The sequence below is a fragment of the Ruegeria lacuscaerulensis genome (assembly GCF_013034685.1).
In the GTDB taxonomy this organism is placed as follows: domain Bacteria; phylum Pseudomonadota; class Alphaproteobacteria; order Rhodobacterales; family Rhodobacteraceae; genus Ruegeria; species Ruegeria lacuscaerulensis_B.
Genome location: NZ_WQGO01000001.1, coordinates 707515 through 731604, shown reverse-complemented (window position 1 = coordinate 731604; position 24090 = coordinate 707515). Strand labels below are relative to the sequence as shown.

Below are 24090 nucleotides of genomic sequence, written 5' to 3'. Positions count from 1 at the left end.
CCGGCGTCAGAATGGCAGGGGTTAGTGAACGATCTTTTCTTCTTTGACGAACATGTTGGCCCAGGCGCGGTCGATCAGGTCGGGGCTCATCTGATAGGGGATGCCTTCGAATTCGCAGATCGAGATCATCTGGTCGATCAGGAAGATCGGTTGATAATTGGCGTAGATATTGTTGATGGTTGGGTATTTGACCTTCAACAAATGTACCAAAGCAGCTTCATCCAGCGGCATGCCGCGTTTGCGGGCGACCATGGCGAAGATTTTCAGGAAGTTTTCCTGGTTCGGGCCGTCGATCTTGATCTTAAAGAAGATCCGGCGCAGAGCCGCTTGGTCGAAAATCTCATTCGGGTGGAAGTTGGTCGAAAAGATCACCAGCGTGTCAAAAGGCACCTCAAACTTCTCGCCCGATTGCAGACCTAGGATATCCTTGCTTTCTTCCAGCGGAACAATCCAGCGGTTGATCAGTGCCTGGGGTGGCTCGGCCTGACGGCCAAGGTCGTCCACGATAAAGATGCCGCCGGTCGATTTCAGCTGCAGCGGGGCCTGATAGGTCCGTGCGGTGGGGTTGTAGACCAAGTCCAGCATGCTCAGCGACAGTTCACCACCGGTCACGACGGTCGGGCGCTCGCACTGCACGTAGCGGGTGTCGAACCGTTTGCGGCGGCGAAGGCTGTTGGGGTCGTCAGCCTCTTGTTCGATCGCCGTGTGTACGATCGGGTCATAAACGGTGATCACCTGACCGGCATATTCGATTGCGCGCGGAACATAGACACTGTCCCCCAACGCATCGCGAATCCCGTTCGAAATCGAGGATTTACCATTGCCCGGCGGTCCATACATCAGGATCGAGCGACCCGCGCTGACCGCAGGTCCAAGGTGATCCAACAGGCTGTCGGGCAGAACCAGATGGCCCATAGCACCGGTTAGCTGATCGCGTGTCACCTGAATATTGCGGATCGACTGGCGCTTGACCTGTTCGCGGTACACGTCCAGCGGAACCGGCATCGCGCCAAAGTATTCCGACTGGCTAAGCGCATCCAGCGCCCGCGCCTTACCGGCATCGGTCAACTGGTAACCCATCTCATTGCCGCTATTGGCGTTCAGCGTACCTGTCGCCTCAAGTAATTTTTGTTCGCGTGAGATATCGATCAATTCCTGTGTTACCGCACCGGGCAGGCAAATCGCTTCGGCCACTTCCGAAACGGTGTCTACGTTCTTGCGGAACATCGTTTTCAACAGAATGTCCCGCATCATCACGATCGGAAGCCGCATTTCACCCAGCCCTTTGGGGGCAGGAGGGGCCATGACCGAGGTTGTCTGCATATTCATGAGCGTCGCCCGTCTATCCAGTATTCACGCCAGAAGCCCCCACGGGGCCGCTTGGTAGAAAAACTGGCCTTGCTTTGTGGCAGTACCAAGGCATCGACAAGGCGGGTTAATGATAGTTTACGAGCCGTAAACAGTTCCCAGTATCAGATAAAGGGCGAGGCTACCGCCAAGCGCAAATCCCATGGGAAATTGCTTGCCCCTGTTCCAGCTTTCCCATTCGGGCGCGATGGCCCTTAAGGGGGTCGCCTTGGCCAACCGATGCGTGGCAAATGCCGCCAATGTAGTTGCCATCAAAATCAGGATCACCGCGCGAAAATCGGCGGTCCACACAAACGGAGAAGCCGCCGCGATGAACTTGGCGTCCCCCGCGCCCATGACCCCGGCGACATTAAACAGGATGCCCAAAACCAGAAAGACGAGCGCGTGCAGAAGTTGCCAGATATAAGGTGGAAGGGAAATCGCAATTGGCCCCAGCCGCCCCTGCGTCCACTCCATTGACCAAGGAGGCAGTAGAAACAGACCGATCACCACAAAGACGCCAAACAACGCTACCACAGCGTGGTTCTTGATCAGCATCTCGCGCATGTCAGTGAAAGCGACATAAAAACAGATCGGCAGGACGAACGGCAAAAACCAAGCCGCGGCCTCTGCGGGGATGTGCATCAATCAGGCTTCCTCGAGCGCACGGAGCGAACGAACCGCTTCCTCGTAGTGCTGCGGGTGGGTGGAAATCGCTTCGCGGAACAGGTTCTTCGCAGTGGCAACATCGCCTTGTTTGACTGCGGAAATCCCCATTGTGTTCAACAGCATAGCGCGTTCAACCTGCGTCATCGGAACAACCGGCATCGCATAGTTTCCCTGAGCCGCGCGCGCCAGAACCAGATTGTTCTTGGCGGTAAAGAGCGTCCGGTCCTGACGAATTGCTTCAGCGAACAGACGCTCGGCGTCTTCGTAATCGCCGCGTGACAGTTTGGAGTAGCCCCAATTGTTCATCACGCTTCCGGGACGGGTCGTCAAACCGACAGCTGTTTCATAAAAATGGTCCGCGCGGTTCCAATCTTTTTGAGAATCCGCGACAACCGCCTCGAGGCGATACCGTTTGAATGTCTCATAGGTTGGCGAAATACCGTCCAGCACCGTCTTGGCCTGATTCCAATCGCCCGACCGGACCAGCGCGTCCGCATACTCCACACGGTCCACGTTGCCGGACCCTTTCATGGTGGTGACCTTTTTCCAAGCGGCCTTCGCCTCGGTGGTGCGCTTCGCGCGAGACAGTGAAATGGCCAGACCGCGCTGCAAATCAATCCGACCAGGGTTCTTTGCGGCTGCGCCCTGGAAATAGGTCACGGCCTCGTTCGGGTCTGCGGCGGTCAGCAGAACATCGTTCAAATTGGTCTCGTCGATGACGTTTACTTCCTGAAACGTCTTTTCGACCTTTTCCTCTTCGGTTTCTTTTTCGCAGGCCGACAGGATCAGCCCACACAAAACCATCGACGGAATCAAGAATTGTTGGCGCATTTTTGCGTCCCTTACTGCTCTGGCTCTGGTTCCGGGAGCTTGCGCAGCGTGAATTGCCCGTCGCCTTGCTGCTCCAGTGTGTATTCTTGTTCTTCTCGAGTAGTATTAACAGGATTTTCCATTTTTGCGAGAGCTAAGCGCAGATTGTCCAGAATTGCGTCACTTTCGCCATTGTCCAACGCGAAGGCGCGCCGAAAGACCTGAGCGGCCTCAGGATATTCGCCTTTTTCGATCAACAAAACGCCCAGATTGTTCCAGGCAACGGACCATTCAGGGTCCTCCTCGACCGCGCGGCGCAACAGGGTTTCAGCCGGCTTCAACTGCTTCAGACCCAGATTTGCAGTGCCCATACCGGTCAGGATTTCGGAGGTCATACCCTGATCCAGAGCGGCACGGGCAAAGGAATCCAAGGCAAGATCATATTCACCCGATACCAGCAGGCGATTGGCGACCACCAACGGATCCTCGGCCTCGCCATCCGGATCAAAGCTAGGCGGGGTGAGGTTGTCACTCTGTGTCGTTTCCGTGCAAGAGGCCACCATGGTAAAAACCATGATGGCCTGCAGCATGCGGCGCACCCTGTTTGAGACGCCCCTGTTTGTGTTTTTCATCGGTTTTTTTAACCACTGCCAGTGTTTGCGAAATCCGAGATAGCTTTTGCCGAAGGACCGACCAAAATGACCAGCAACGGCGGCACCGTCAAAATCATTGTGGCAAGTGTCATTTTGGTTGGCAACTTGTTAGCGGCCTCTTCGGCCCGCATAACACGTTTGTCACGCATTTCGCTGGCATAAACCCGCAGGGCGTCTGCGATCGACGTCCCGAAAGTGGCTGACTGGATCATCACAGTCACGAACGAGTTGACATCCTGCACCCCGCACCGCGTCCCAAAGTCACGCAAAACGGTGTCTTTGTCCTTACCAGCCTTCAGCTCGTAGGCGACGACCTCGAACTCCTGCGCGATGTCAGGGTAGGAGGCTTTCATTTCGGACGCGACCCGGACGATGGCCTGGTCCAATGATTGGCCGGCCTCAACACAAACCAGCATCAAGTCCAACGTGTCAGGGAAGCCGGCTTCAATGGCACCCTGCCGCTCGGCGACGCGTCTGGTGATCCAATAGCGGGGCAGGAAGTAGAGAGCGGCCGCAGGGATCAAAACGCGAATGATCATCTGTTGCGAGGTGAACTCCTGGTCTCCGGCAAAAACGGTTACCAATGACATACCGATCAGTAGGCCGACGATGCCCAGAGCGAATTGCGCAAAGTGGAAGAAGCGAACGGCGTCCTTGGACTGATACCCCGCCTGACGCAGTTTGAGCTGCATTGCAGAGAGTTCTTCTTCATTTTTCGGCTCCAGAAAGCTCGAAAATTTTTCAAGCTGTTCGTTGCGGCCTGCGGTGCGCAGTTTGTCGCGCTTGTCCTTCTTGCTCTTCTTCGGTGCCGCTTGCGAACGCTGCAACTTTTTCAGCGGATCTTCACGCTGATTCATCATCAACGGAATGGCGACAAGGATCATTAGTACCCCCAGCGCGCCCACGATGATCAACGGGCCGAATTCGCCGAGATGTTCTGTGATCAAGTTGTTGATATGGGTCAGGAATTCCATGGGGTCCTCCTCAGACCTTAATGTTTGTGAGAATGCGCATGACGATCAGGTTCACCGTGAGCATGATGCCAACAAAGAAGCATGCCGGGATAAACCAGGGATGGTCCAGAACCTCGTCATAGTATCCAGGGTCTTTCACCAGAATGAAGACCAGGCAAAAGACGGGGAAGCCGGACAGGAACTTACCGGACCATTTCGCCTCGGCCGTGATGGCTTTTACACGACGGAACAGACGGAACCGCGATCGAATGACAAGCGCCAAACCAGCAAGAACCTCGGCCAGGTTACCCCCGGATTGTTGCTGAATGCCGACGGCAACGGACAGAAAGCGCAGATCCTGCATGTCGAGCCGCTCGGCCAGATCCTTCAGGGCCTCGCCCACGTCGCGGCCATAGGCACATTCGTCCGCAATCACGCCAAACTCGGTTGCAAGTGGATCCTGAACCTCGTTCGCCACAATCTGGATGGTGGATACGAACGGGTTACCGACCCGAAGCGAACGCACCATCAATTCCACAGCATCCGGCAATTGTTCTTCCAGCATGGCCATGCGCTTGCCGGCCTTGTGATTCACCCATGCATACACACCGCCAACGCCGATAGCGATTGAGAGCGCAATACGCAGGACCACATCTGTCGCGGTTCCGATGCTCAACCCCATGAAGGCAAAGCCCGACACCAGGACCATGATCATGATCAGTTGCCGCGGCGAAAACGCAATCGCCGCCTTCTGCGCCTTGTCGGCCAGAAGCGAATAGAGCGGGATGCTCTGGGATTTCATGTGCTGCTGCATTTCCTTGCGCAGCTGTTCCAGAACCTGTTCGCGCCCGACACCTTTATCGAGCATGTCCAGACGTCGATTGACGCGGCTGTTTAAGCTGATGGATTTGCCGAAGGCGACCAGATAGATCCCTTCGACCAGTGCCAATACGGCGACGAAAATGACGACGTAAATAAGGGCCTCGACCGGCAGTTGCATGATTGGAACTCCTTACATTGTCGTCGGTTCATAGATCGCCGGAGGCAGGTCAAAGCCCCACAGACGGAACCGTTCCGAATAGTGGCTACGTACACCGGTGGCGGTGAAATGACCGATGATTTTGTTCTCAGGCGTCAATCCAACACGTTGAAATCTAAATATTTCTTGCATCGATATGACGTCACCTTCCATACCTGTGATCTCGGTGATCGAGGTCATTCGGCGCGAGCCATCCTGCAAGCGGCTGGCTTGCACGATCAGGTTCACAGCGCTTGAGATCTGGCTGCGGACCGCCTTGATCGGCATTTCGATCCCGGCCATCGCAATCATGTTTTCCAGACGCGAAATCCCGTCACGGGCCGAGTTGGCGTGGATCGTAGTCATGGACCCATCGTGGCCTGTGTTCATGGCCTGCAACATGTCGATCACCTCGGCGCCACGCGTCTCGCCCACGATGATGCGGTCAGGGCGCATACGCAGGGCGTTTTTCAGACAGTCGCGCGGGCTGACTTCGCCTTTGCCTTCAACGTTGGGCGGGCGGCTTTCCATCCGGCCCACATGGGTCTGTTGCAGCTGAAGTTCCGCCGTATCCTCGATTGTCAGGATACGCTCGGCGTCATCGATAAAGCTGGACAGGGCGTTCAGCGTGGTCGTTTTACCCGAACCGGTACCTCCCGAGACGATCACGTTCAGCCGGGTCGACACGGCGGCTTGCAAATAGGCCGCCATTTCTTCGGTGAACGCGCCGAAATTGACTAGGTCGTCAATGCCCAGCTTGTCCTTTTTGAACTTACGAATGGACACAAGCGAGCCATCCACCGCAATTGGCGGCACCATAGCGTTGAAACGCGAACCATCGGCCAGACGGGCGTCAACATACGGGTTGGATTCATCCACACGACGACCCACGGCGGACACGATCTTGTCGATGATCCGCATCAGGTGCTTTTCATCTTTGAACGTGATGTCGCTGATTTCCAGCTTACCATGACGTTCCACGAAAATCTGTTGCGGGCCGTTTACCAGAATATCGTTTACGGTATCGTCCTGAAGCAACGTTTCCAGCGGCCCAAGCCCGGTGACTTCGTCATATAGTTCTTTGTTCAGTTGCGAACGGTCATCGCGGTTGAGCACGATGTTCTTGTCTTCCAGAACCTCGCTGGCGATCGAGCTGATCTCGGCCCGCAGTTCGGCTTCGCCCGCATTCTCAAGGGCCGCCAGGTTCAGGTTCTCAAGCAGTTCACGATGCAACTCGATCTTGATCTCGCCCAACCGCTCCTTACGCTTGCGTTCCTTGTCACTTGCGACCGGCTCGGCGGTTTTTTTCTTGAGCGGACGCCGCGCGACCGCAGTCGCCGAAGCTGCTTTTTCCGGCGCCGGGGCAGGTGTCGCGGCTTGCGCCTTGATTGCTTCGACCGGCTGTCCGGCGGGCTGTTTCTTGTATCTTGAAAACACGTCGGATCCCCCTTTGGGATGATGTTACGCGGCCTCGGCGCTGCTGCTGCCAAGGGTGTGAAGTGACTTTGCCAGTTTTGCGATTTCCTTGCGCAATGGGTTCTTTGCTGCCGAATTGGCCAGCGGTAGACCGTGATCGCCGCTTTGCATCACCGGCTTGCCGCCGTCGGGCAGTTGCAGATCAATCGAAATACCCAGGCTTTCGCCCATACGTTTCACGCGGCTTTTACCGTTTAGATCAGTGAATTTCGGGGCCCGGTTCAGGGCAAACCGTAGCTTGTTGAAGGGCAGTTCCTCGGCCTGCAACGCGCGCTTGAGGCGCAGAGCGTTTTGGGCCGAGCGCATATCCAGCTCGATCAGGGCGAAATACACATGCGCGGCCTGAAGAACGGTTTCCGACCACTGCACCAGCGTACTCGGCATATCGACGATCACATAGTCAAAGTGCTTGCGCGCGGTATCAATCACGCGCTGGATGTCTTCGGGAGTGATCAGATCCAGCGGCACCATGTCCGAAGGGGCCGTCAGAACCTGCATCTTGTCTTCGTAGCTTTGCAGCGCTTGCGAGAAGACATCGTCATCCATCGAATCCGTGTCTGACAGCATCTCGAACACCGTTTCGCGACGCGGCAGGTCCAGATAGGTCGACACGGTGCCGAACTGCAAATCCAGATCCAACAGGCAGACCTTCGGGGTTTCCTTGTCCGATGCGGTTGCCAATTCCCAGGCAAGGTTGACGGCCATTGTCGTCGATCCGACGCCGCCAGCCAGCCCATGCACAACGAACAAAGCACCTTCTTTCGACTCGCCCTGCGTCAGCTGAACCGCAGCTTGTTGTGCGACAACAACGGGGTCAGGCTGATTCATGCGCGCGATTGCTTCTTGCAGTTCGCCTTCGGGAAGAGGGTAGGGAACAAATTCGTCCGCGCCCTTGCGCAGCAACTGATGCAGCGATGCCGGAGTCACATCTTCGGCAATAAGGACGACTTTGATTTTCTTTTCTTTAGCGCGCGAGATGATCTCGCCCATCTGGGTCAGGTTGTCCTCGTCTTCGCCGTCAATGGCCAATGCGACGAATTCCAGGTTGTCCGCCTCGGGCTGTCCAAAGAAAGCAAGTGCTTCCGCAAATCCCAGATCGCCCCAGCGCTCACCCAGAGCGGCTTCCATATCTTCGATGAGCAAGTCGAAATTCTGGACATCTCTGCTGATCGTGCAGGCCAGAATGGCGGTGTTATCATCTTGCGTCGTTGCGCTTGTCATTAACCCAATCCTCATCATGAGGGCAGCCATCCCGGCGAACGCAATCGTTCGATCAGGCTGGCTGTTGCCCTGCTGCGACCTTTTACGGCCGACTTCACCCAATTGTTGAAAATGTGGCTTGGAACTTAGGCAAGATTTAGGCGCAAAAGAACCAATTGTAGGGAATTGGGCGACGATGTCGCCCAATTCAAGTTTATTGTTTTATTCGCCGCCGTCGGAGGTGTCACCGAGGTTCGTTTCAGCGCGCAACTGGCTTTCATACGTCGCGCTTCCGACATATTCGCGGTAGATCACTTCGGCGTATTTACCGTCCAGAATCAGCGGGTTACCGTCCACAAAGCCGGAAACCTCTGTCACGGTCCGGCGGTTGCGGCGGTCCCTGTTCGGCGTGTCGATTAACGGACGCGTTTTGCCGAAGGATACAACAGCCTCAAGACGGGAGCGTGAAATGCCCTGTTGAGTCAGGAATGCCACTGCTGCGTTTGCCCGGCGTTGACCCAAGGCTTGGTTGTAAGCCTGAGAGCCGACCGCGTCGGTGTGACCGTAAACCCGGAAGCGCGCTTCTGGGAATTGTTTGATCCAAGCCGCTTGCCGCAACAGAATCCGCCGTGCCGATTCATCCAGCTGTGCGCTGTCGAAGGCAAAGTTGATCTGCGTCGGCACCTCGGCGGCGAATCTCTGACCCAGAATCTGAGCGTAGCTCAGGTCGCCGTTCAGGACACGCGTGTTGTGCAGTGTCGCATTTCCGAATGCGCCTTGGTCAATTTCATATCCGGCCTCTCGCGTACACGCGGTGACAGAGACCGAAAGACCCAGTGCGATTATCCACTTTTGCATTGGTCCTATCCTCCTATCAATCCAGGACGTAGCCGTAAGAGCTACCGAAGTCCTGCTTGGCGACCTCAGAAGCCGCGCCGGCTCCGGCGGGTTCGGTTCGTGCGACACGGCCATTGATAAACAGATCAAATTCGCTGGGTGGTTTGACCCGATCTGTCGGCAATGCCAAAGCTTCGCCACGTGTGGGCGACACCAGGTGTGCCGTCACAATGATGACCAACTCACTTTGCGCACGCTGGTATTCCGCGCTGCGGAACAGGGCACCCAAAACCGGCACATCGCCGATCCAGGGAACCTGGCTGTTGATGTCGGTAAAGTCATCCTGAATCAGCCCAGCGATTGCGAAGCTCTCACCATCGCGCAGTTCAACAGTTGTGCTGGTTTGGCGAACGATGAAGGTGGGAACATTGTCACCCTGGATTGTGAAGTCCGAGTTTCCGTCAATGGCCGACACAGAGGCCGCCATTTCAAGATTAATAATGCCGTCATCCAGAACGCGGGGGATAAAGTCCATCTCTACGCCGAAGGCGCGATATTCGATCGCGATGACGCCATCGTCCTGTGGCACAGGAATCGGGACCTCACCACCGGCAAGGAAGGTGGCTTCCTGACCGGACAGGGCCGAGAGATTCGGTTCTGCCAGGCTGCGGGCCAGGCCTTTGGATTCCAACGCTTCAAGCAGCAGGCGAACCTGAGTAGACCCTGCGCCAAATCCAAAGAGGATTGCGCCGGTATTCGTCTGAACGACTGGAATGTTATTGTTCAACGCATTCGTCAGAGCCGGAAGGTTGTTCAACGTGTTGAAACCACCTGATGTGTCAGTCCCGGCAAAGCCCAGCGACGCGGTCAGGCTTTTGGCAACCGACCGGTTCATCTCGGCAAAGCGAACTTTCAGCATCACTTGTTGAACACCACCGACCGACATCAGGTTGGACACACGTTCGGGCGCGTAGCGCTCGGCCAACTCCAATGCGCGGGCCAGTTTGCCGGAACTGGATACTGTCCCGGACAATACGATCCCGTCATTGGCAGTTCGTACTTCAATCCGCTCATTGGGAAGGATCTGACGCAGACGCTCTTTGAACTCCGATACATCCGGCGAAACCCGGACCCGAACATTCGCAAGCAAGTTACCTGCACCGTCGAACAATGTCAGAGTGGTCAGACCGGGGGCTTTACCCAATACATAGATCGTGCGATCCGAAAGCGACGAAATATCAGCGATGCCAGCGTTGGCAATGCTGAGCTCGGCAAACGGCTGCTCACTCTCAACAACAATGGCGCGGTTCATCGGGACATCCAGCGTTTCCGCTGTTCCCTTCTTTACCACGCGAAGACTTTCAGCCCAGGCGGTCTCACCGATTGAACTGATAACAAGCGTCAACCCCAGCAGGGTTGCGCTGATCCAAGAATATATTTTCATGTGACCTGCCTCTCCGATCACGCCTCGTTTTAGGTTTAGCACCTTATGCCTATTAACCCTGCGCGAATTACGAATTTATTGCAATAATCAAGGGTTTCTGGAATTTTCCTTATGTGGACAATTCGCAACATCCAAAATGAAACAAGCCGCGCAGAGGCGCGGCCTGTCATCCTAAAGCGCTGATTTGGCGCTAGTTTGTGCAGGGTGTCACGATTCCGGTATCAAAGATTTCGGCGCCGCGACGGGTCTTAATCGTGCAGACTTCTTCGACGGCTGCAGGTGCCGCAGGAGCGGTCTCTTTGATTCCCAACAACTTGCGTTGGTCAACCTCGACGGCGCTTGCGACCGTCTCATCTTGTACGCCAACCAGAGCCAATGACAAACGGCCTGTGTTCTGCGCTTGCGCTAGGGCGGCAATCTGTTCAGGTGTAGCCGCAACAGTAACAGTACGCGCGATCGTTGCGCCAGCCAGATCTGATCCGGCGGTTTGGTCGACTGCAATCAACTCGATATTTGTCTGGATCAGACGAGTGATTTCGCCGTTGTTGCCGGCAATCGCACCGCTAAGAGAGCCGGTCCAATACACGTCGACCTTGTCGCTGGGGCGTAGGAAGCCCGAAACCCCCGAGGCCACGTCGACACGGATTGCGAACGCACGCATCCCTTTGGCAAGGCGCGAGGTCAGACCTGCTGCTTCGCCCGGCTCCGTCACTTTGACGGCCATCAAAGCTTCATCTTTTTCCATTGTCCTCAGGACAAAACGGTCGCCCTTTGCCGCTTCTGGAAAAAATGCTGCCATTTCGGAAAAAGTGCCTTCGGGAATCGCATCTTCGGGCCATTTCACGACGCGCACATCTTCCTGGGCGATGCGCTCACCATATTTCAGGGCGCGTGTTGATACCAAAACGTCAACAGTCGGCACGGATTTGACATTCGCCAAAGCCTCTTCCGCCGCTCGTTTCTGTCGCTCCACTTCTGCCTGAGTCTGGGCGATATAGTCCCGCGCCAAGTAAACAGCGCCACCGGCCAAAGCCACCCCTATAATCAGGACTAGTCCAAATACTGCACGCATTCGTGTCCCCTCGTATCATTTTGTTGTCGTTTAATCGCCGATTGGATTTCGGCCATGCTCGACCTTGGGTATCGGTCAATTGTGTCGAAAAGAGGGACAATCCCGATAGTTTTTGCATTTTTTTGTGCAGAGCTTACTCAAGCCTACACTGAACTTAAGAATCTGGGCTGTCCGAAAAATCCAGGTCTATTTCATGCACAACTACAGACGAGACCGCGGCGCCGTTTCTGGCGTCCAAGTCTTTTACTGGTTCCGCTATGTAAAGGCCGATGAAAGAAGCGAATCCAACAATCGCGGCGGTCAAAACAACCCAGTCGACCGTGACTGCTCCATTTTCGCAATCCAAAAACTGTTTAAGTCTTTTTAGCATGTGGCACCATGGCAAGGACGCTTAAAAAAAATGGGGCCAAGCCTAACTAAGCATGACCCCACCGAATTTGTTTTCAACAGGAGTGGTATTACGGAGTAGTACCAAACGAAGTGTTGATGTCGGACGGAGTGTCAACCGTGCCAAGTGCGGTACCGACGTTGCGCGAAACAGTCGCGGTGCCGTCGCCGATCTGAGTGTAAGCAACTGCGGCCAGGCCAACGATAGCTGCGGTCAGAACGACCCAGTCAACTGTTACGGCGCCGTCTTCGTCTTTGCAGAAGTTCTTGATGAACTTGATCATGTTACGTCCCTCCTAAGGATCAAAATAGTTAAGTAAACCTCGGCGTCTTCCAGAGCTTTCTCTCTCAGTCCGCTCCCGACCGTCTCGGTATGGCATTATGTTTGACGGGCAGGCGTGGCAGGAATTGGGCCAAACCCCAAATTTTTTCGCTTAAGTTTAACTTTTTGATAACTTTCACGATAAGACACTGAAAATAAACAATTAAAATATTCTCTTTTGCTCAAGGATGTGAAATCTGCGATGCAAAATTGCGGCAAATGAGGCGAATCTGCCCCAATTCACGTTGTTTTTATGGCCTTAGCCGTCGATTCCGGGTTCATATCAGCCAAAAGAAATCCGTGAGGCGGGCAAAATGAATCTCCGGAATGTAATGCTGAGCGTCAGCTTGGCGGTTGCGACGATATTGGCTCCTGTTCAAGCGCTTGCGCAGACGCAAGAGCCAAGAGGTGTCTATAAACGTGTCAAAGCGCCAAAGCCGGGGACGCGCCCACGCGTGACCGTGCAGATAACACCTCAGGAACATGCGGCGGCTCCGTCCGCGCCCAGTACCGGGGCAGAGATTGAGGTGCCGGAGGTAATCGCTCGTACCCGCGTCGCACCTCCGGCCTTGCCGGGCGGATCGGACAAACCGGTTGGGTCCTACAAAGCCTTCTGGGACAAGATATCTCCTGAATTGGCGCAGGCCCGGGCTGGCCGGTTGGAAGATGCGATGAATGCGCTGATCGCAATCAACGTGGCCTCCCCTCGGCTGCAGACCCTTCAGACCATTGCACAGCAGCAAGGGATTGAGATCCTGCGGCAGACCGTGGGCACTAATGTGTCCCCAGCATTGGTTTTGGCTGTGATCTCTGTGGAATCGGCTGGCCGGTCTGACGCGGTCAGTTCAGCAGGTGCACAGGGGTTGATGCAGCTTATGCCTGCCACGGCCAGGCGCTTTGGCGTCGAGGACAGTTTTCACCCCGGCCAGAACATCTCGGGTGGTGTGAAATATCTGGACTGGCTGATGAACGAGTTCGACAACGACCCGATTCTGGTGCTGGCGGGCTACAACGCAGGCGAGGGGTCGGTGCGCAAACATGCCGGGGTGCCACCGTTTTCCGAGACTCGGGACTATGTGCCCAAGGTGCTAGCGGCGTTTCAGGTGGCCCGCGCGCTTTGTTCCACGCCACCCCAATTCATTTCCGACGGCTGCGTGTTTCAGACGCTGAATTGAAATAGGCCCGCTTGAACCAGCGGGCCTTTTCATTGGATTCTCAGTTGACGATATTGGCCTCGGTGGCGGCACGAATCTCGTCCTCGGTCACGCCCTCGGCGATCTCGACGATCTTGAGGCCGCCGTCGACCACGTCCATCACACCCAGATTGGTGATGATGCGGTTCACCACTTTTTTGCCTGTTAAAGGCAGGGTGCATTTCTTCAGCAACTTTGATTTGCCGTGCTTGTTGGTGTGATCCATCACTACGATCACGCGGCCCACACCTGCCACCAGATCCATCGCACCGCCCATGCCTTTGACCAGCACGCCGGGGATCATCCAGTTGGCCAGATCGCCTTCTTCATCGACTTCCATCGCGCCCAGAACAGCGGCGGCGATCTTGCCGCCCCGGATCATGCCAAAGGACGTGGCACTGTCGAAATAGGACGTACGAGATAGCTCGGTAATCGTTTGCTTGCCCGCGTTGATCAGGTCGGGGTCTTCCTCGCCCTCGAAAGGGAAGGGGCCCATGCCCAGCATTCCGTTCTCGGATTGCAGAGTGATGTCCTTGTCGCCCACATAATTCGCCACCAGCGTCGGAATACCGATGCCGAGGTTCACATACATGCCGTCTTCCAACTCTTGCGCTGCGCGGGCGGCCATTTGATTGCGGTCCCAGGGCATTATGCGTCCTCCTTCTTGCGGGTGGTGCGCTGTTCGATGCGCTTTTCGTGGCTGCCTTGAATAATGCGATGCACATAGATGCCGGGCAGGTGGATCGCGTCGGGGTCCAGCGAGCCACGAGGCACGATTTCCTCAACCTCGGCCACGCAGACCTTGCCGCAGGTCGCAGCGGGCACGTTGAAGTTCCGGGCAGTCTTACGGAACACCAGATTGCCGGTGTCGTCGGCCTTCCACGCTTTGACGATCGCGAGGTCGGCAAAAATGCCTTCCTCCATTATGTAAGTCTCGCCGTTGAAGTCCTTGTGCTCTTTACCTTCGGCGATCACGGTGCCCACGCCGGTCTTGGTATAGAAACCGGGGATACCTGCGCCACCGGCGCGCATACGTTCGGCAAGAGTACCTTGCGGGTTGAACTCTAGCTCGAGTTCGCCGGCCAGGTACTGACGCATGAATTCGGCGTTTTCGCCAACATACGAGCTGATCATCTTCTTGACCTGCTTGGTCTGCAACAGAATGCCGATGCCGAAATCATCGACGCCTGCGTTGTTCGATGCAAAGGTCAGGTTCTGCGTACCTGCCTCCTTGATGGCCTCAAGCAACAGTTCCGGAATACCGCAGAGGCCAAATCCGCCTGCAGCGATGAACATGTCGTCATGCAGCAGCCCGTCCAGCGCCTCGGCCGCGTTTGCATAGACTTTTTTCATGAAAAAACTCCCCCAATGACATGGTGATGGGCAGGTTGTGCCGCCACGTCACGGGGAAGTCAACGAATCCAACAGGGTGGTGGTATTTCTACCTATGAGGCCGCCTTTTTGGCTGTCTTCTTCGCTGCGGCTTTCTTCTTGGGGGCAGCTTTCTTTTTGGTGCCTTTCTTGGTAGCGCGCTCGTTGACCAGTTCGATGGCCATTTCCTGCGTCACGTCCTCGGGCTTGATATCCTTGGGGATGGTCGCGTTGACCTTTTCCCATTTGACATATGGCCCATAGCGTCCATCCAACACCTGCATCGCGCCGCCATCGGGGTGATCGCCCAACTCCTTAAGCGGTTTTGCCGCCGCCCGGCGTCCACGGCCCGGATTGGCGCGCTTTTCGGCCAACATCTCGACCGCGCGGTTCATGCCGATTTCAAAGACGTCATTGGGGTCTTTGAGGTTGGCATATACCGGCTTCGTCTCTTCCGGCATCTGGTGCATGATATAGGGCCCGAACCGTCCGAAATTCGTGCTGATCATGCCGCCCTCGGGGTGTTCGCCGATCTGGCGGGGCAAGGACAGCAGCGTCAGCGCCTTGTCCAGATCCATGTCATCCTTGCTCCACCCACGGGGCAGGGACGCACGCGGGGGTTTCTTGTTCTCGGGCGTTGGCTCGCCGCGCTGGACGTAAGGCCCGAACCGGCCGGATTTCAGCCAAATCTCATCGCCCGCATCTTCGCCCAGCAGGCGTTCATCGCCCTCAGCCCCTTCGCCCGCGATGGGGCGGGTATAGGTGCATTCGGGGTAGTTGCCGCAGCCGACAAACCCGCCGGTGCGCGAGGTTTTCAAGTGCAGTTGCCCCAAGCCGCATTTCGGGCAAACGCGGGGGTCGGAGCCGTCTTCGCGCGGCGGATACAGCTGGGGTGCCAGCGCTTCATCCAACTTGTCCAGTACTTCGGAAATCCGTAGCTCGGACGTCTCCCCAATCGCGGCTGAGAAATCGCGCCAGAACTTGCCCAACAGGTCTTTGTAGTCACGTTCGCCAGCGCTGACATCGTCCAACTCGCCTTCCAGATTGGCGGTGAACTCATAGCCCACGTACTGACGGAAGAAGTTCAGCAAAAAGATCGTGACAATCCGGCCTTTTTCTTCGGGGATCAGCCTGTTCTTATCCTTGCGCACATATTCGCGGTCCTGAATCGTGGTCACGATCGAGGCATAGGTTGACGGACGCCCGATCCCTAGCTCTTCCATGCGTTTGACCAGCGTGGCCTCGGTATAGCGTGGGGGTGGTTGGGTATGGTGTTGCAGGGCCAGAACGGCCTCATTGTCGGACAGAACTGCGGCCTTGTCCTCGGCTTTCGAGAACTGATCCTTAAACGAGGTCTTGGCGAACCGCGCCGGATCGCCCTGCATGATCTGCGGCAGGCGTTTATCGTCGTCATCGGCAACGTCGTCGCGGCCTTCTTCATAGACGCGCATGAAGCCGTCGAACATGACCACCTGACCGGTGGCACGCAAACCGACTTGGCCGTCATCGCTGCCGATCTCGACCGTGGTGCGTTCCAGCCGTGCCGCGGCCATCTGACAGGCAATCGTGCGCTTCCAGATCAGGTCATACAGCTTGCGCTGATCCTCATCCGTGACCTTCAGGTCGCTGGCATCGCGCGACATATCCGTGGGACGGATACACTCGTGGGCTTCTTGCGCGTTCTTGGCCTTGTTCTTGTAGATGCGCGGGCTGTCCGGCACGTATTCCTTGCCATAGCGGTCAGAGATGGCATCGCGCGCGGCGGCCACGGCCTCGGGGGCCATGTCGATACCGTCGGTCCGCATATAGGTGATGTAGCCCGCCTCATACAGTCGCTGCGCCACCTGCATTGCATGGCGCGCACCCATGCCGAACTTGCGGCTGGCCTCCTGCTGCAGGGTCGAGGTCATGAATGGGGCCGACGGGTTGCGCGCCGCAGGCTTCGCCTCGACGGAGGTAACGCTGAGTGCGCGGCTGGTGATCGCCTGCACCGCCAGTTCGGCCTGCGTGGCGTTTTTCAGGTCATGCTTGTCCAGCTTGTTCCCGGCCAGAGTGACCAGACGCGCCTCATAAGTTTGGCCGCGTGGGGTTTCGAACAGCGCTTTGACCGACCAGTATTCGACCGGCTTGAACGCCTCTATCTCCATCTCGCGCTCGACGATCAGGCGCAGACAGACTGATTGCACGCGACCTGCCGACTTCGCCCCGGGCAGCTTGCGCCACAGGACAGGGGACAAGTTGAACCCCACCAGATAGTCCAGCGCGCGGCGTGCCAGATAGGCTTCGACGAGAGGCATATCGACCTGACGCGGATTCTGCATCGCCTCGGTCACGGCGTCCTTGGTGATGGCGTTGAAGGTCACGCGGCTGACGGGCGTGTCCTTCTTGATCGAACGGCGCTTGGTCAGCGCCTCTTGCAGGTGCCAGCTGATCGCCTCGCCCTCGCGATCGGGGTCAGTGGCGAGGATCAGGGCGTTGTCTTCTTTCAAGGCGTCGGCGATGGCCTTGACATGCTTGCGGCTGTCATTGCCGACCTCCCACTTCATCTCGAATTCGTGTTCGGGATCGACCGATCCGTCCTTGGGTGGCAGGTCGCGCACATGGCCATAAGACGCCAGAACCGTGTAGTCGGGGCCAAGGTATTTGTTGATCGTTTTGGCCTTGGCAGGGGATTCTACAACAACTACAGGCATTTAGGGGAAAACCTCGCTCGACGAATATGGCGCCTTCTATGATGGTGCAAAATGTGTAGGGCAAGAGCGAATTGTCAATGCGTTCCTTTGGTCATGGGAATTTGGGGGTGATTTCAAAACGATACGAGTGAAAAAAGGGCCCTCAAGCCGAAAGAGACAGCAACCCGCCCGGTTGACGTTGGATACGCCCTTCCAGCTCAAGATCCACAAGTGCGGGGCCGATTTCGCCCGCCGAGGCGGCGATGTCACGGATCAACTGATCCTCGGCAATTGGTGAGGGACCGAGGCGGGTCAGAATCGCCTTGTGCAAGGCGGTAGGCGGGTTTGGCTTTGTGATTGTTGGGGTAAGCTGCGGCCGAGTAGCTGTGATCAGGTCACGCTGGGGCAGGGCTTCGATCACGTCTTCGGCCGAGCGAACCAAAGTCGCCCCATCGCGGATCAACAGGTTGCATCCGGCGGCGCGGGCATCAAAGGGATGGCCGGGAACGGCCAAAACCTCACGCCCCTGATCCAGCGCATCCCGCGCCGTGATCAGGCTGCCGGATTTTGCGGCGGCTTCGACCACGACGACCGCCTGCGCCAGCCCCGAGATGATCCGGTTGCGGCGCGGAAAATGCCGGGCTTGCGGTGTTACGCCCATGGGCTGTTCCGATACACGCAACCCGGATTCGGCGATTTTATGGGCGAGATCAGTATTCTCGGCAGGGTAGATCACATCGACGCCACCGGCCATCACGGCAACAGTACCTGTGTCCAAAGCGGCCATATGCGCTGCGGTGTCGATCCCGCGTGCCAGGCCAGAGACGATGACATGTCCCTGTTTGCCCAGATCCGTCGCCAGCCCCCGCGCCATCCGCGCGCCGAGTGACGAGCAATTGCGCGCGCCAACCATCGCCACTGCTGGGCGGTGCAATATCGACACGTCGCCGATGGCCCACAGCATCGGTGGGGCATCATTGAGATCGTTCAAAGCGTTGGGAAAGTCGGCGGACCCAAGGCACAAAAGCTGCGCTTTGGCAGCTTTTGCGGCCTTGAGTTCCGCCTCAATCACGCCGGGCGGGCACGTTTCATACCCTTCAATACCGGCAGCGCGTGCCATTTCGGGCAGCGCAGCCAGCGCATTCTGCGCTGAGCCATGTTCCCGCAGCAGCCGACGAAACGTCGCCGGACCAACTTTGCGAGAGCGCAACAGACGAAGCCAGGAAAACCGATCCTCTTCCGTGGTGGGTGGGAGTGTGGGGTGATAGGAAGAAAGCTGCTCTTCGGTCATCCGTTGCTCCGCCTGATTGCAGAACTGGTTTACGACTGTAGGGGTTAACAGCTTCTGAATCCTGTCAAATTTTTCCGGTATTTTTGCGATTTGATCTCGTGACAATGGTTAGTGTGTTGAAAAATAGCGAAAATATTTTTTCGCAACAATAGGGCCAACCAGATATTGCCCAAATCTATGCGTAGGATTTGAGGCGCAGTGTTAACCCTGCGCCCCAACAGATGAGCCACGATTCTAACTTAGGCCGCCGATCCGCCCACGGTCAGGCCGTCCATCAGAACGGTAGGTTGGCCAACGCCAACGGGCACCCATTGACCGTCCTTGCCGCAGGTGCCCATGCCGGGATCCAGCGCCATGTCATTGCCAACGCCACGAATACGGTTCAGCGCGGACGGGCCATCGCCAATCAACGTGGCCCCTTTCACCGGTGCGCCGATTTTGCCGTTTTCGACACGGTAAGCCTCGGTGCACGAGAAGACGAATTTGCCATTGGTGATGTCCACCTGACCACCGCCAAACCCGACCGCCCAGATACCGTCCTTGATGTCAGCGACTAAGGATGCCGGGTCGGCGTCGCCACCCAGCATAACAGTATTGGTCATGCGCGGCATTGGTTTGTGAGCATAGCTTTGACGACGGCCATTCCCGGTAGGGGCAACCCCCATAAGACGCGCGTTCTGGCGGTCCTGCATGTAGCCGGTCAGGATGCCATCCTCGATCAAAACCGTGCGCGAACTGGGCGTGCCCTCATCATCGACCGAGATCGAGCCGCGCCGATCCGGGATCGTGCCATCATCTACCACGGTCACGCCTTTGGATGCGATTCGCTGGCCCATGAGCCCGGCAAAGGCGGAACTGCCCTTGCGGTTGAAGTCACCTTCCAACCCATGACCGATGGCTTCGTGCAGCAGAATGCCGGGCCAGCCAGGGCCAAGCGCGACCTCCATCACACCGGCCGGGGCGGGGATGGCGTCGAGGTTGACCAGCGCAATCCGCAACGCCTCTTGCGCCTTGTCCTGCCAGTCTGCCGGAGCGATCAGCCCATCCAACCCAACACGACCGCCCCCACCGGCCGAGCCGCTTTCGCGGCGGCCGTTCTGCTCGACAATCACCGAGATGTTCAGCCGCGTCATCGGTCGCACATCGCGTACCAGCACGCCATCGGGGCGGAGAATCTCAACCTCCTGCACAGCGGCAGCGATGGTTGCGCTGACTTGTACGACCCGAGGGTCCAGATCGCGGGCAAACGCATCGATCTCGCGCAGGGTTTCGATTTTGACCGGAAAACTGGCGGATTCTATTGGATCCTCATCCGTATAAAGTCGCGTGTTCGTAGCGCGCGGAGCGTCCGCCAGCGTTCCTCCGCCATCCCCAACCGCCAAACGCGCGGTTTCGGCGGCTCGTTTCAAAGCGCCGATCGAAACATCGGTGGAATGCGCGTACCCAGCCACTTCGCCTTGCACCGCCCGCAGGCCGAACCCTTCGGACGCGTCATAAGACGCAGTCTTTAGCCGACCGTCATCAAAGACCAACGCTTCGGATTTGCGACGCTCGACAAACAGCTCTCCGTCCTCGGCCCCGGCGGTGGCAGATTGAAGGACCGCAAGGGCTTCGTCCTGTGGAAGAACGCTTTCAAACGGGCGAAACGGGTCGTTGGGCATCACTTGGGACCTTTCGGGTTTGATCCAGATCAAAAATAGCGTCTGTTTGACGCAAGCATTTTGCTTTATCTACCCGCAGGAATATGGTTTTTAACGCGGCTAAAGACAACGGGAGAGGTGCGACCGATTCACACCTTTTCGCCAGGGACGCAAAGATCAAACGATCAGGACAGAACATGAAGAATGCTTTGATGCTTTCGGGCTTTTTGACAGCCCTCTCCAGCCTTCCGGCCATGGCTCAGGAGCTTGAGATTATTGGCAAACCGGTTGATGGTGGTATGGGCTTCCAGCCCGCCGTGACCGAGCTGGCCACCGGAATTCAGCGGCTGGACGGGATGATTCTGGTGATCATCACCGCGATCTGTCTGTTCGTGGCTGGTCTGCTGATCTATTGCATCGTGCGCTACAATGAACGCTCGAACCCTGAACCTGCGCGGTTCTCGCACTATACCCCGGTTGAGATCGCGTGGACGCTGGGCCCGATCCTGATTCTGGTCTTTATCGGTGCATTCTCGCTGCCGGTTCTGTTCAAACAGCAGGAAATTCCCGAAGGCGACGTGGTGATCAAGGTTGTCGGCAACCAATGGTACTGGACCTACGAATATGTCGACCACGACTTTGCATTCGACAGCTACCTGCTGGGCCATCCGGCCACGCTGGATGAAGGTGCACGCCCGGCGGATGCCGATGTGACCCCGTTTGTTCTGGATGATGCAATGCGCGCCAAGCTGGCAGATGCCGGTTACAGCGATGATGAGTGGCTGCTGGCCACCGACACCGCTGTTGTCGTGCCCGTGGGCAAGGTCATAGTTATGCAGGTCACCGCGTCCGACGTGATCCATTCGTGGACCATCCCGTCCTTTGGCGTGAAGCAGGACGGTGTGCCCGGTCGTCTGGCCGAGCTGTGGTTCCAGGCCGACAAAGAAGGTGTGTATTTCGGACAGTGTTCGGAACTGTGCGGTAAGGACCACGCCTATATGCCGATCACCGTCAAAGTGGTCAGCGAAGAAGCCTATGAGGAATGGCTGCGAGGTGCTCTGGAAGAGTATGCAGGTCAGCCTGCCACCTATCAGGTTGCCTCGAACTAAGCCCTTTGCGGCCTAGGTTTAGACAAGTGGGCTGCGCGGGGATCGCGCAGCTTTTGCCCCCAAAGGACCGGACATGAGCGACGCAAGCATCAATGCCAGCCAAGTGACCGCCTCGGCGCACGCGGATGAGGCCAGCTTTGGCGATTATTTCGCCCTGCTGAAGCCGCGCGTGATGTCACTGGTCGTGTTCACGGCCTTGGTGGGTCTGCTGGCAGCACCGGTGCCGGTGCATCCTTTTGTCGGGTTCTGTGCCATTCTTTTCATCGCCATCGGCGGCGGCGCGTCTGGCGCGCTGAACATGTGGTGGGATGCGGATATTGATCGGGTGATGAAACGCACCAAGGGTCGACCGATTCCGGCGGGTAAAGTGCAGGAAGGCGAAGCGCTGTCGTTGGGATTGGCGCTGTCGGGCCTGTCGGTGATCATGCTGGGGCTGGCGACCAACTGGTTTGCTGGTGCGTTTCTGGCGTTCACCATCTTCTTCTACGTCGTCGTCTATACGATGTGGCTGAAACGTTCGACGCCTCAGAACATCGTGATCGGTGGCGCGGCAGGAGCCTTCCCGCCGGTCATCGGGTGGGTCGCGGCCACGGGCACAATGTCGATTGAGCCTTGGCTGATGTTCGCCCTGACTTTCATGTGGACCCCGCCGCATTTCTGGGCGTTGGCGTTGTTCATGCGCTCGGACTATGACGATGCAGGCGTGCCGATGCTGACCGTGACCCATGGTCGCCGCGCGACGCGCTGGCATATCCTGGTTTACACCGGTCTTCTGGCGCTGCTGGCTGTTGGAACGGCATTCTCGGGCATAGGCGGTCCGGTTTACCTGACCGTGGCTATAGTGATGAACGCCTTGTTTCTGCGCGGCGCATGGGCAATTGCGCGCCGGACCGAGGACGACTCGGAAGCGGATAATTTCAAGGTTGAGCGGTCGTTCTTCAAACTGTCGCTGCTGTACCTTTTCCTGCACTTCGGCGCGATTCTGATTGAGGCGTTGCTGAAACCCTATGGGCTGGGAGGCTGGTCATGAGCCTGCGCAAAAGCCACGAACTGCACGAACGTCGTTTTAGTCGCAATCTGGGCGTAGGCCTGACGCTGGCGGCGTTCATCGTGATCATTTTCGGTCTGACGATCGTCAAAGTCTCGGGCACCGATTTCAACATGGCGACGCAAGAGGTACAGAACTGATGGCGCTGTCTGGTCCTCAAAAGACGGTTGTTCAAACCGTGGGCGTCGTGGTGCTGATGGGCAGCCTCGCCTGGGCTGCGGTGCCGTTTTATGACTGGTTCTGCCGCGTCACGGGGTTTGGCGGCACCACAGGTGTGGCTGAAGCCGCGCCCGAGGATATTCTCGACCGCACCGTCACCGTCCGCTTCGACGCGTCAAAGGCCAAGGACATGGCGTGGGAGTTCAAACCGGTCGAACGTGAGATGGAAGTACGCATCGGTGAGAACGGGTTGGCCTTTTACGAGGCTTATAACCCGACGGACCGACCAATTGCGGGGCAGGCATCCTACAATGTCGCGCCCTATTCGGCCGGCGGCTATTTCCAGAAAATCGCCTGTTTCTGCTTTGAAGAACAGGTCCTGCAGCCCGGCGAGCGGGTTCAGATGCCGGTAAGCTTTTTCGTCGATCCTGAGATGGTCGAGGATCTGGAAGCGAAATATGTGCATACGATCACGCTGTCGTATACATTCTACGAAATTGACCTGCCCGAGGGCTATGCCGCCCTTGATGCGCAGGCTGATACAAACACGAACTAATGCCTTTAGGTGAGGGACGCTGATGGCACACGCTAAAAACCACGATTATCACATTCTGGCCCCGTCGATCTGGCCGCTGATCGGCGCCGTTGGCGGCTTTGTGATGCTGTTCGGAGCCGTCCTGTGGATGCACGGCGTCACGTCGTTCATGTTCTGGATGGGTCTGGTTGCCGTTCTATACACCATGTTCGCCTGGTGGTCCGAAGTGGTGGCCGAAAGCCGCGCGGGCGACCACACGCCGGTGGTGCGCATCGGCCTGCGCTATGGCTTCATCCTGTTCGTGATGTCCGAAGTGATGTTCTTTTTTGCCTGGTTCTGGTCGTTCTTCAAACATCGCATGTACCCGATGTACGACTATGCCGGCACCGAATATATCCAGCCGGATATTCATGCGGTTGACCCGTTCCATCTGCCGCTGATCAACACGCTGGTCCTGCTGCTGTCGGGCTGCGCGATCACATGGGCGCACCACGCGCTGGTGCACAACAACGACCGCAAGGCGCTGGTGCAGGGTCTGGCGATTGGGATCGTGCTGGGCATCGCCTTCACCGCGCTGCAGGCCTTTGAATATTATGAGCTGCTGGCTCATGAGGGCTGGGAGTTTGGTGGCGACCAGTTCTATTCGAACTTCTTCATGGCAACCGGTTTCCACGGCGCGCATGTGATCATCGGGACGATCTTCTTGAGTGTCTGCCTGATCCGAGCTCTGAAGGGCGATTTCACACCTGAAAAGCACGTGGGATTTGAGGCCGCCGCTTGGTACTGGCACTTTGTGGACGTCGTCTGGCTGTTCCTTTTCTTTGCCGTTTATATCTGGGGTCAGGCTCCGCTGTTCTGATCCGCTCAGATAGGTAAATTGCAAA

General features: G+C 57.1%; 23 protein-coding genes. 6 read left to right on the top strand and 17 right to left on the bottom strand.

The window, feature by feature from the left end:
• Nucleotides 1–21: 21 nt before the first annotated feature.
• The 12 genes from GOV80_RS03620 to GOV80_RS03565 all read right to left on the bottom strand — a co-directional run bounded on the left by GOV80_RS03620 (nucleotide 22) and on the right by GOV80_RS03565 (nucleotide 12150).
• Nucleotides 22–1329, bottom strand: a complete 1308-nt coding sequence (locus GOV80_RS03620; RefSeq protein ID WP_170769976.1) for an ATPase — start codon at nucleotides 1327–1329, stop codon at nucleotides 22–24.
• A 117-nt stretch (nucleotides 1330–1446) separates the two neighbouring features.
• Nucleotides 1447–1992: a prepilin peptidase gene (locus GOV80_RS03615; protein ID WP_170769977.1), complete on the bottom strand. Its 546-nt coding sequence runs from the start codon at nucleotides 1990–1992 to the stop codon at nucleotides 1447–1449.
• A 3-nt stretch (nucleotides 1993–1995) separates the two neighbouring features.
• Nucleotides 1996–2847: a tetratricopeptide repeat protein gene (locus GOV80_RS03610; protein ID WP_170782875.1), complete on the bottom strand. Its 852-nt coding sequence runs from the start codon at nucleotides 2845–2847 to the stop codon at nucleotides 1996–1998.
• Nucleotides 2848–2858: 11 nt separating this feature from the next.
• The gene (locus GOV80_RS03605) at nucleotides 2859–3416 is read right to left on the bottom strand and encodes a tetratricopeptide repeat protein (RefSeq protein ID WP_237215609.1); all 558 of its coding nucleotides are present in this window, start codon (nucleotides 3414–3416) and stop codon (nucleotides 2859–2861) included.
• Between the two features lie 50 nt (nucleotides 3417–3466).
• A complete protein-coding gene (locus GOV80_RS03600) occupies nucleotides 3467–4453 on the bottom strand; it encodes a type II secretion system F family protein (RefSeq protein ID WP_170769979.1) in 987 nt (328 codons plus the stop codon).
• A 10-nt stretch (nucleotides 4454–4463) separates the two neighbouring features.
• Entirely contained in the window at nucleotides 4464–5432 is a 969-nt protein-coding gene (locus GOV80_RS03595; RefSeq protein ID WP_170769980.1) for a type II secretion system F family protein, read from the bottom strand.
• Nucleotides 5433–5444: 12 nt separating this feature from the next.
• Nucleotides 5445–6887, bottom strand: a complete 1443-nt coding sequence (locus tag GOV80_RS03590) for a TadA family conjugal transfer-associated ATPase (protein ID WP_170769981.1) — start codon at nucleotides 6885–6887, stop codon at nucleotides 5445–5447.
• Between the two features lie 24 nt (nucleotides 6888–6911).
• Nucleotides 6912–8147 carry a CpaE/TadZ family protein gene (locus GOV80_RS03585; protein WP_170769982.1) on the bottom strand — a complete coding sequence of 412 codons (1236 nt, stop codon included), beginning with the start codon at nucleotides 8145–8147 and terminating at the stop codon, nucleotides 6912–6914.
• A gap of 201 nt (nucleotides 8148–8348) precedes the next feature.
• The gene (locus GOV80_RS03580) at nucleotides 8349–8984 is read right to left on the bottom strand and encodes an OmpA family protein (protein WP_170782874.1); all 636 of its coding nucleotides are present in this window, start codon (nucleotides 8982–8984) and stop codon (nucleotides 8349–8351) included.
• A gap of 16 nt (nucleotides 8985–9000) precedes the next feature.
• Entirely contained in the window at nucleotides 9001–10407 is a 1407-nt protein-coding gene (locus GOV80_RS03575) for a type II and III secretion system protein family protein (protein WP_170782873.1), read from the bottom strand.
• 190 nt (nucleotides 10408–10597) lie between these two features.
• Nucleotides 10598–11479 (bottom strand): Flp pilus assembly protein CpaB, encoded by an 882-nt coding sequence (gene cpaB / locus GOV80_RS03570; RefSeq protein WP_170782872.1) that lies wholly within the window; start codon nucleotides 11477–11479, stop codon nucleotides 10598–10600.
• A gap of 458 nt (nucleotides 11480–11937) precedes the next feature.
• The gene (locus GOV80_RS03565; RefSeq protein WP_170769986.1) at nucleotides 11938–12150 is read right to left on the bottom strand and encodes a Flp family type IVb pilin; all 213 of its coding nucleotides are present in this window, start codon (nucleotides 12148–12150) and stop codon (nucleotides 11938–11940) included.
• A gap of 352 nt (nucleotides 12151–12502) precedes the next feature.
• On the opposite strand from GOV80_RS03565, the gene GOV80_RS03560 reads away from it, so the two are divergent.
• On the top strand, nucleotides 12503–13363 hold the full coding sequence (locus tag GOV80_RS03560) for a lytic transglycosylase domain-containing protein (RefSeq protein WP_170782871.1): 861 nt from the start codon (nucleotides 12503–12505) through the stop codon (nucleotides 13361–13363).
• Nucleotides 13364–13403: 40 nt separating this feature from the next.
• On the opposite strand, the gene GOV80_RS03555 is transcribed toward GOV80_RS03560, so the two are convergent.
• The 5 genes from GOV80_RS03555 to tldD all read right to left on the bottom strand — a co-directional run bounded on the left by GOV80_RS03555 (nucleotide 13404) and on the right by tldD (nucleotide 20376).
• Nucleotides 13404–14030 carry a CoA transferase subunit B gene (locus tag GOV80_RS03555; protein ID WP_170782870.1) on the bottom strand — a complete coding sequence of 209 codons (627 nt, stop codon included), beginning with the start codon at nucleotides 14028–14030 and terminating at the stop codon, nucleotides 13404–13406.
• Nucleotides 14030–14734: a CoA transferase subunit A gene (locus tag GOV80_RS03550; protein WP_170782869.1), complete on the bottom strand. Its 705-nt coding sequence runs from the start codon at nucleotides 14732–14734 to the stop codon at nucleotides 14030–14032. The genes GOV80_RS03555 and GOV80_RS03550 overlap by 1 nt, the downstream gene beginning before the upstream one ends.
• A gap of 92 nt (nucleotides 14735–14826) precedes the next feature.
• Nucleotides 14827–17445, bottom strand: coding sequence for a type I DNA topoisomerase (gene topA / locus GOV80_RS03545; protein WP_170782868.1), 2619 nt, complete (start codon nucleotides 17443–17445; stop codon nucleotides 14827–14829).
• A gap of 142 nt (nucleotides 17446–17587) precedes the next feature.
• Nucleotides 17588–18715, bottom strand: coding sequence for a DNA-processing protein DprA (dprA, locus tag GOV80_RS03540; RefSeq protein WP_170782867.1), 1128 nt, complete (start codon nucleotides 18713–18715; stop codon nucleotides 17588–17590).
• Nucleotides 18716–18954: 239 nt separating this feature from the next.
• Nucleotides 18955–20376, bottom strand: coding sequence for a metalloprotease TldD (tldD, locus tag GOV80_RS03535; RefSeq protein WP_170782866.1), 1422 nt, complete (start codon nucleotides 20374–20376; stop codon nucleotides 18955–18957).
• Nucleotides 20377–20552: 176 nt separating this feature from the next.
• On the opposite strand from tldD, the gene coxB reads away from it, so the two are divergent.
• The 5 genes from coxB to GOV80_RS03510 all read left to right on the top strand — a co-directional run bounded on the left by coxB (nucleotide 20553) and on the right by GOV80_RS03510 (nucleotide 24065).
• A complete protein-coding gene (gene coxB, locus GOV80_RS03530) occupies nucleotides 20553–21464 on the top strand; it encodes a cytochrome c oxidase subunit II (protein ID WP_170782865.1) in 912 nt (303 codons plus the stop codon).
• Nucleotides 21465–21537: 73 nt separating this feature from the next.
• On the top strand, nucleotides 21538–22494 hold the full coding sequence (gene cyoE, locus GOV80_RS03525; protein WP_170782864.1) for a heme o synthase: 957 nt from the start codon (nucleotides 21538–21540) through the stop codon (nucleotides 22492–22494).
• Nucleotides 22491–22652, top strand: a complete 162-nt coding sequence (locus tag GOV80_RS03520) for a hypothetical protein (protein WP_170782863.1) — start codon at nucleotides 22491–22493, stop codon at nucleotides 22650–22652. The genes cyoE and GOV80_RS03520 overlap by 4 nt, the downstream gene beginning before the upstream one ends.
• Nucleotides 22652–23227, top strand: a complete 576-nt coding sequence (locus tag GOV80_RS03515; protein WP_170782862.1) for a cytochrome c oxidase assembly protein — start codon at nucleotides 22652–22654, stop codon at nucleotides 23225–23227. Before GOV80_RS03520 ends, GOV80_RS03515 begins: the two co-directional genes overlap by 1 nt.
• A 22-nt stretch (nucleotides 23228–23249) precedes the next feature.
• Entirely contained in the window at nucleotides 23250–24065 is an 816-nt protein-coding gene (locus GOV80_RS03510; RefSeq protein WP_170782861.1) for a cytochrome c oxidase subunit 3, read from the top strand.
• Nucleotides 24066–24090: the final 25 nt, after the last annotated feature.

Excerpts from the sequence above, each read along its gene's own strand:
- GOV80_RS03600 (WP_170769979.1), bottom strand. The coding sequence starts at position 4,453 with ATGGAATTCCTGACCCATATCAACAACTTGATCACAGAACATCTCGGC.
- GOV80_RS03520 (WP_170782863.1), top strand. The coding sequence starts at position 22,491 with ATGAGCCTGCGCAAAAGCCACGAACTGCACGAACGTCGTTTTAGTCGC.
- GOV80_RS03565 (WP_170769986.1), bottom strand. The coding sequence starts at position 12,150 with ATGATCAAGTTCATCAAGAACTTCTGCAAAGACGAAGACGGCGCCGTA.
- GOV80_RS03550 (WP_170782869.1), bottom strand. The coding sequence starts at position 14,734 with ATGAAAAAAGTCTATGCAAACGCGGCCGAGGCGCTGGACGGGCTGCTG.
- coxB (WP_170782865.1), top strand. The coding sequence starts at position 20,553 with ATGAAGAATGCTTTGATGCTTTCGGGCTTTTTGACAGCCCTCTCCAGC.
- GOV80_RS03580 (WP_170782874.1), bottom strand. The coding sequence starts at position 8,984 with ATGCAAAAGTGGATAATCGCACTGGGTCTTTCGGTCTCTGTCACCGCG.
- GOV80_RS03560 (WP_170782871.1), top strand. The coding sequence starts at position 12,503 with ATGAATCTCCGGAATGTAATGCTGAGCGTCAGCTTGGCGGTTGCGACG.
- GOV80_RS03615 (WP_170769977.1), bottom strand. The coding sequence starts at position 1,992 with ATGCACATCCCCGCAGAGGCCGCGGCTTGGTTTTTGCCGTTCGTCCTG.
- GOV80_RS03510 (WP_170782861.1), top strand. The coding sequence starts at position 23,250 with ATGGCACACGCTAAAAACCACGATTATCACATTCTGGCCCCGTCGATC.
- dprA (WP_170782867.1), bottom strand. The coding sequence starts at position 18,715 with ATGACCGAAGAGCAGCTTTCTTCCTATCACCCCACACTCCCACCCACC.
- GOV80_RS03575 (WP_170782873.1), bottom strand. The coding sequence starts at position 10,407 with ATGAAAATATATTCTTGGATCAGCGCAACCCTGCTGGGGTTGACGCTT.
- GOV80_RS03585 (WP_170769982.1), bottom strand. The coding sequence starts at position 8,147 with ATGACAAGCGCAACGACGCAAGATGATAACACCGCCATTCTGGCCTGC.
- GOV80_RS03515 (WP_170782862.1), top strand. The coding sequence starts at position 22,652 with ATGGCGCTGTCTGGTCCTCAAAAGACGGTTGTTCAAACCGTGGGCGTC.
- GOV80_RS03605 (WP_237215609.1), bottom strand. The coding sequence starts at position 3,416 with ATGCTGCAGGCCATCATGGTTTTTACCATGGTGGCCTCTTGCACGGAA.
- GOV80_RS03555 (WP_170782870.1), bottom strand. The coding sequence starts at position 14,030 with ATGCCCTGGGACCGCAATCAAATGGCCGCCCGCGCAGCGCAAGAGTTG.
- GOV80_RS03595 (WP_170769980.1), bottom strand. The coding sequence starts at position 5,432 with ATGCAACTGCCGGTCGAGGCCCTTATTTACGTCGTCATTTTCGTCGCC.
- cpaB (WP_170782872.1), bottom strand. The coding sequence starts at position 11,479 with ATGCGTGCAGTATTTGGACTAGTCCTGATTATAGGGGTGGCTTTGGCC.
- GOV80_RS03610 (WP_170782875.1), bottom strand. The coding sequence starts at position 2,847 with ATGCGCCAACAATTCTTGATTCCGTCGATGGTTTTGTGTGGGCTGATC.
- GOV80_RS03620 (WP_170769976.1), bottom strand. The coding sequence starts at position 1,329 with ATGAATATGCAGACAACCTCGGTCATGGCCCCTCCTGCCCCCAAAGGG.
- tldD (WP_170782866.1), bottom strand. The coding sequence starts at position 20,376 with ATGCCCAACGACCCGTTTCGCCCGTTTGAAAGCGTTCTTCCACAGGAC.
- cyoE (WP_170782864.1), top strand. The coding sequence starts at position 21,538 with ATGAGCGACGCAAGCATCAATGCCAGCCAAGTGACCGCCTCGGCGCAC.
- topA (WP_170782868.1), bottom strand. The coding sequence starts at position 17,445 with ATGCCTGTAGTTGTTGTAGAATCCCCTGCCAAGGCCAAAACGATCAAC.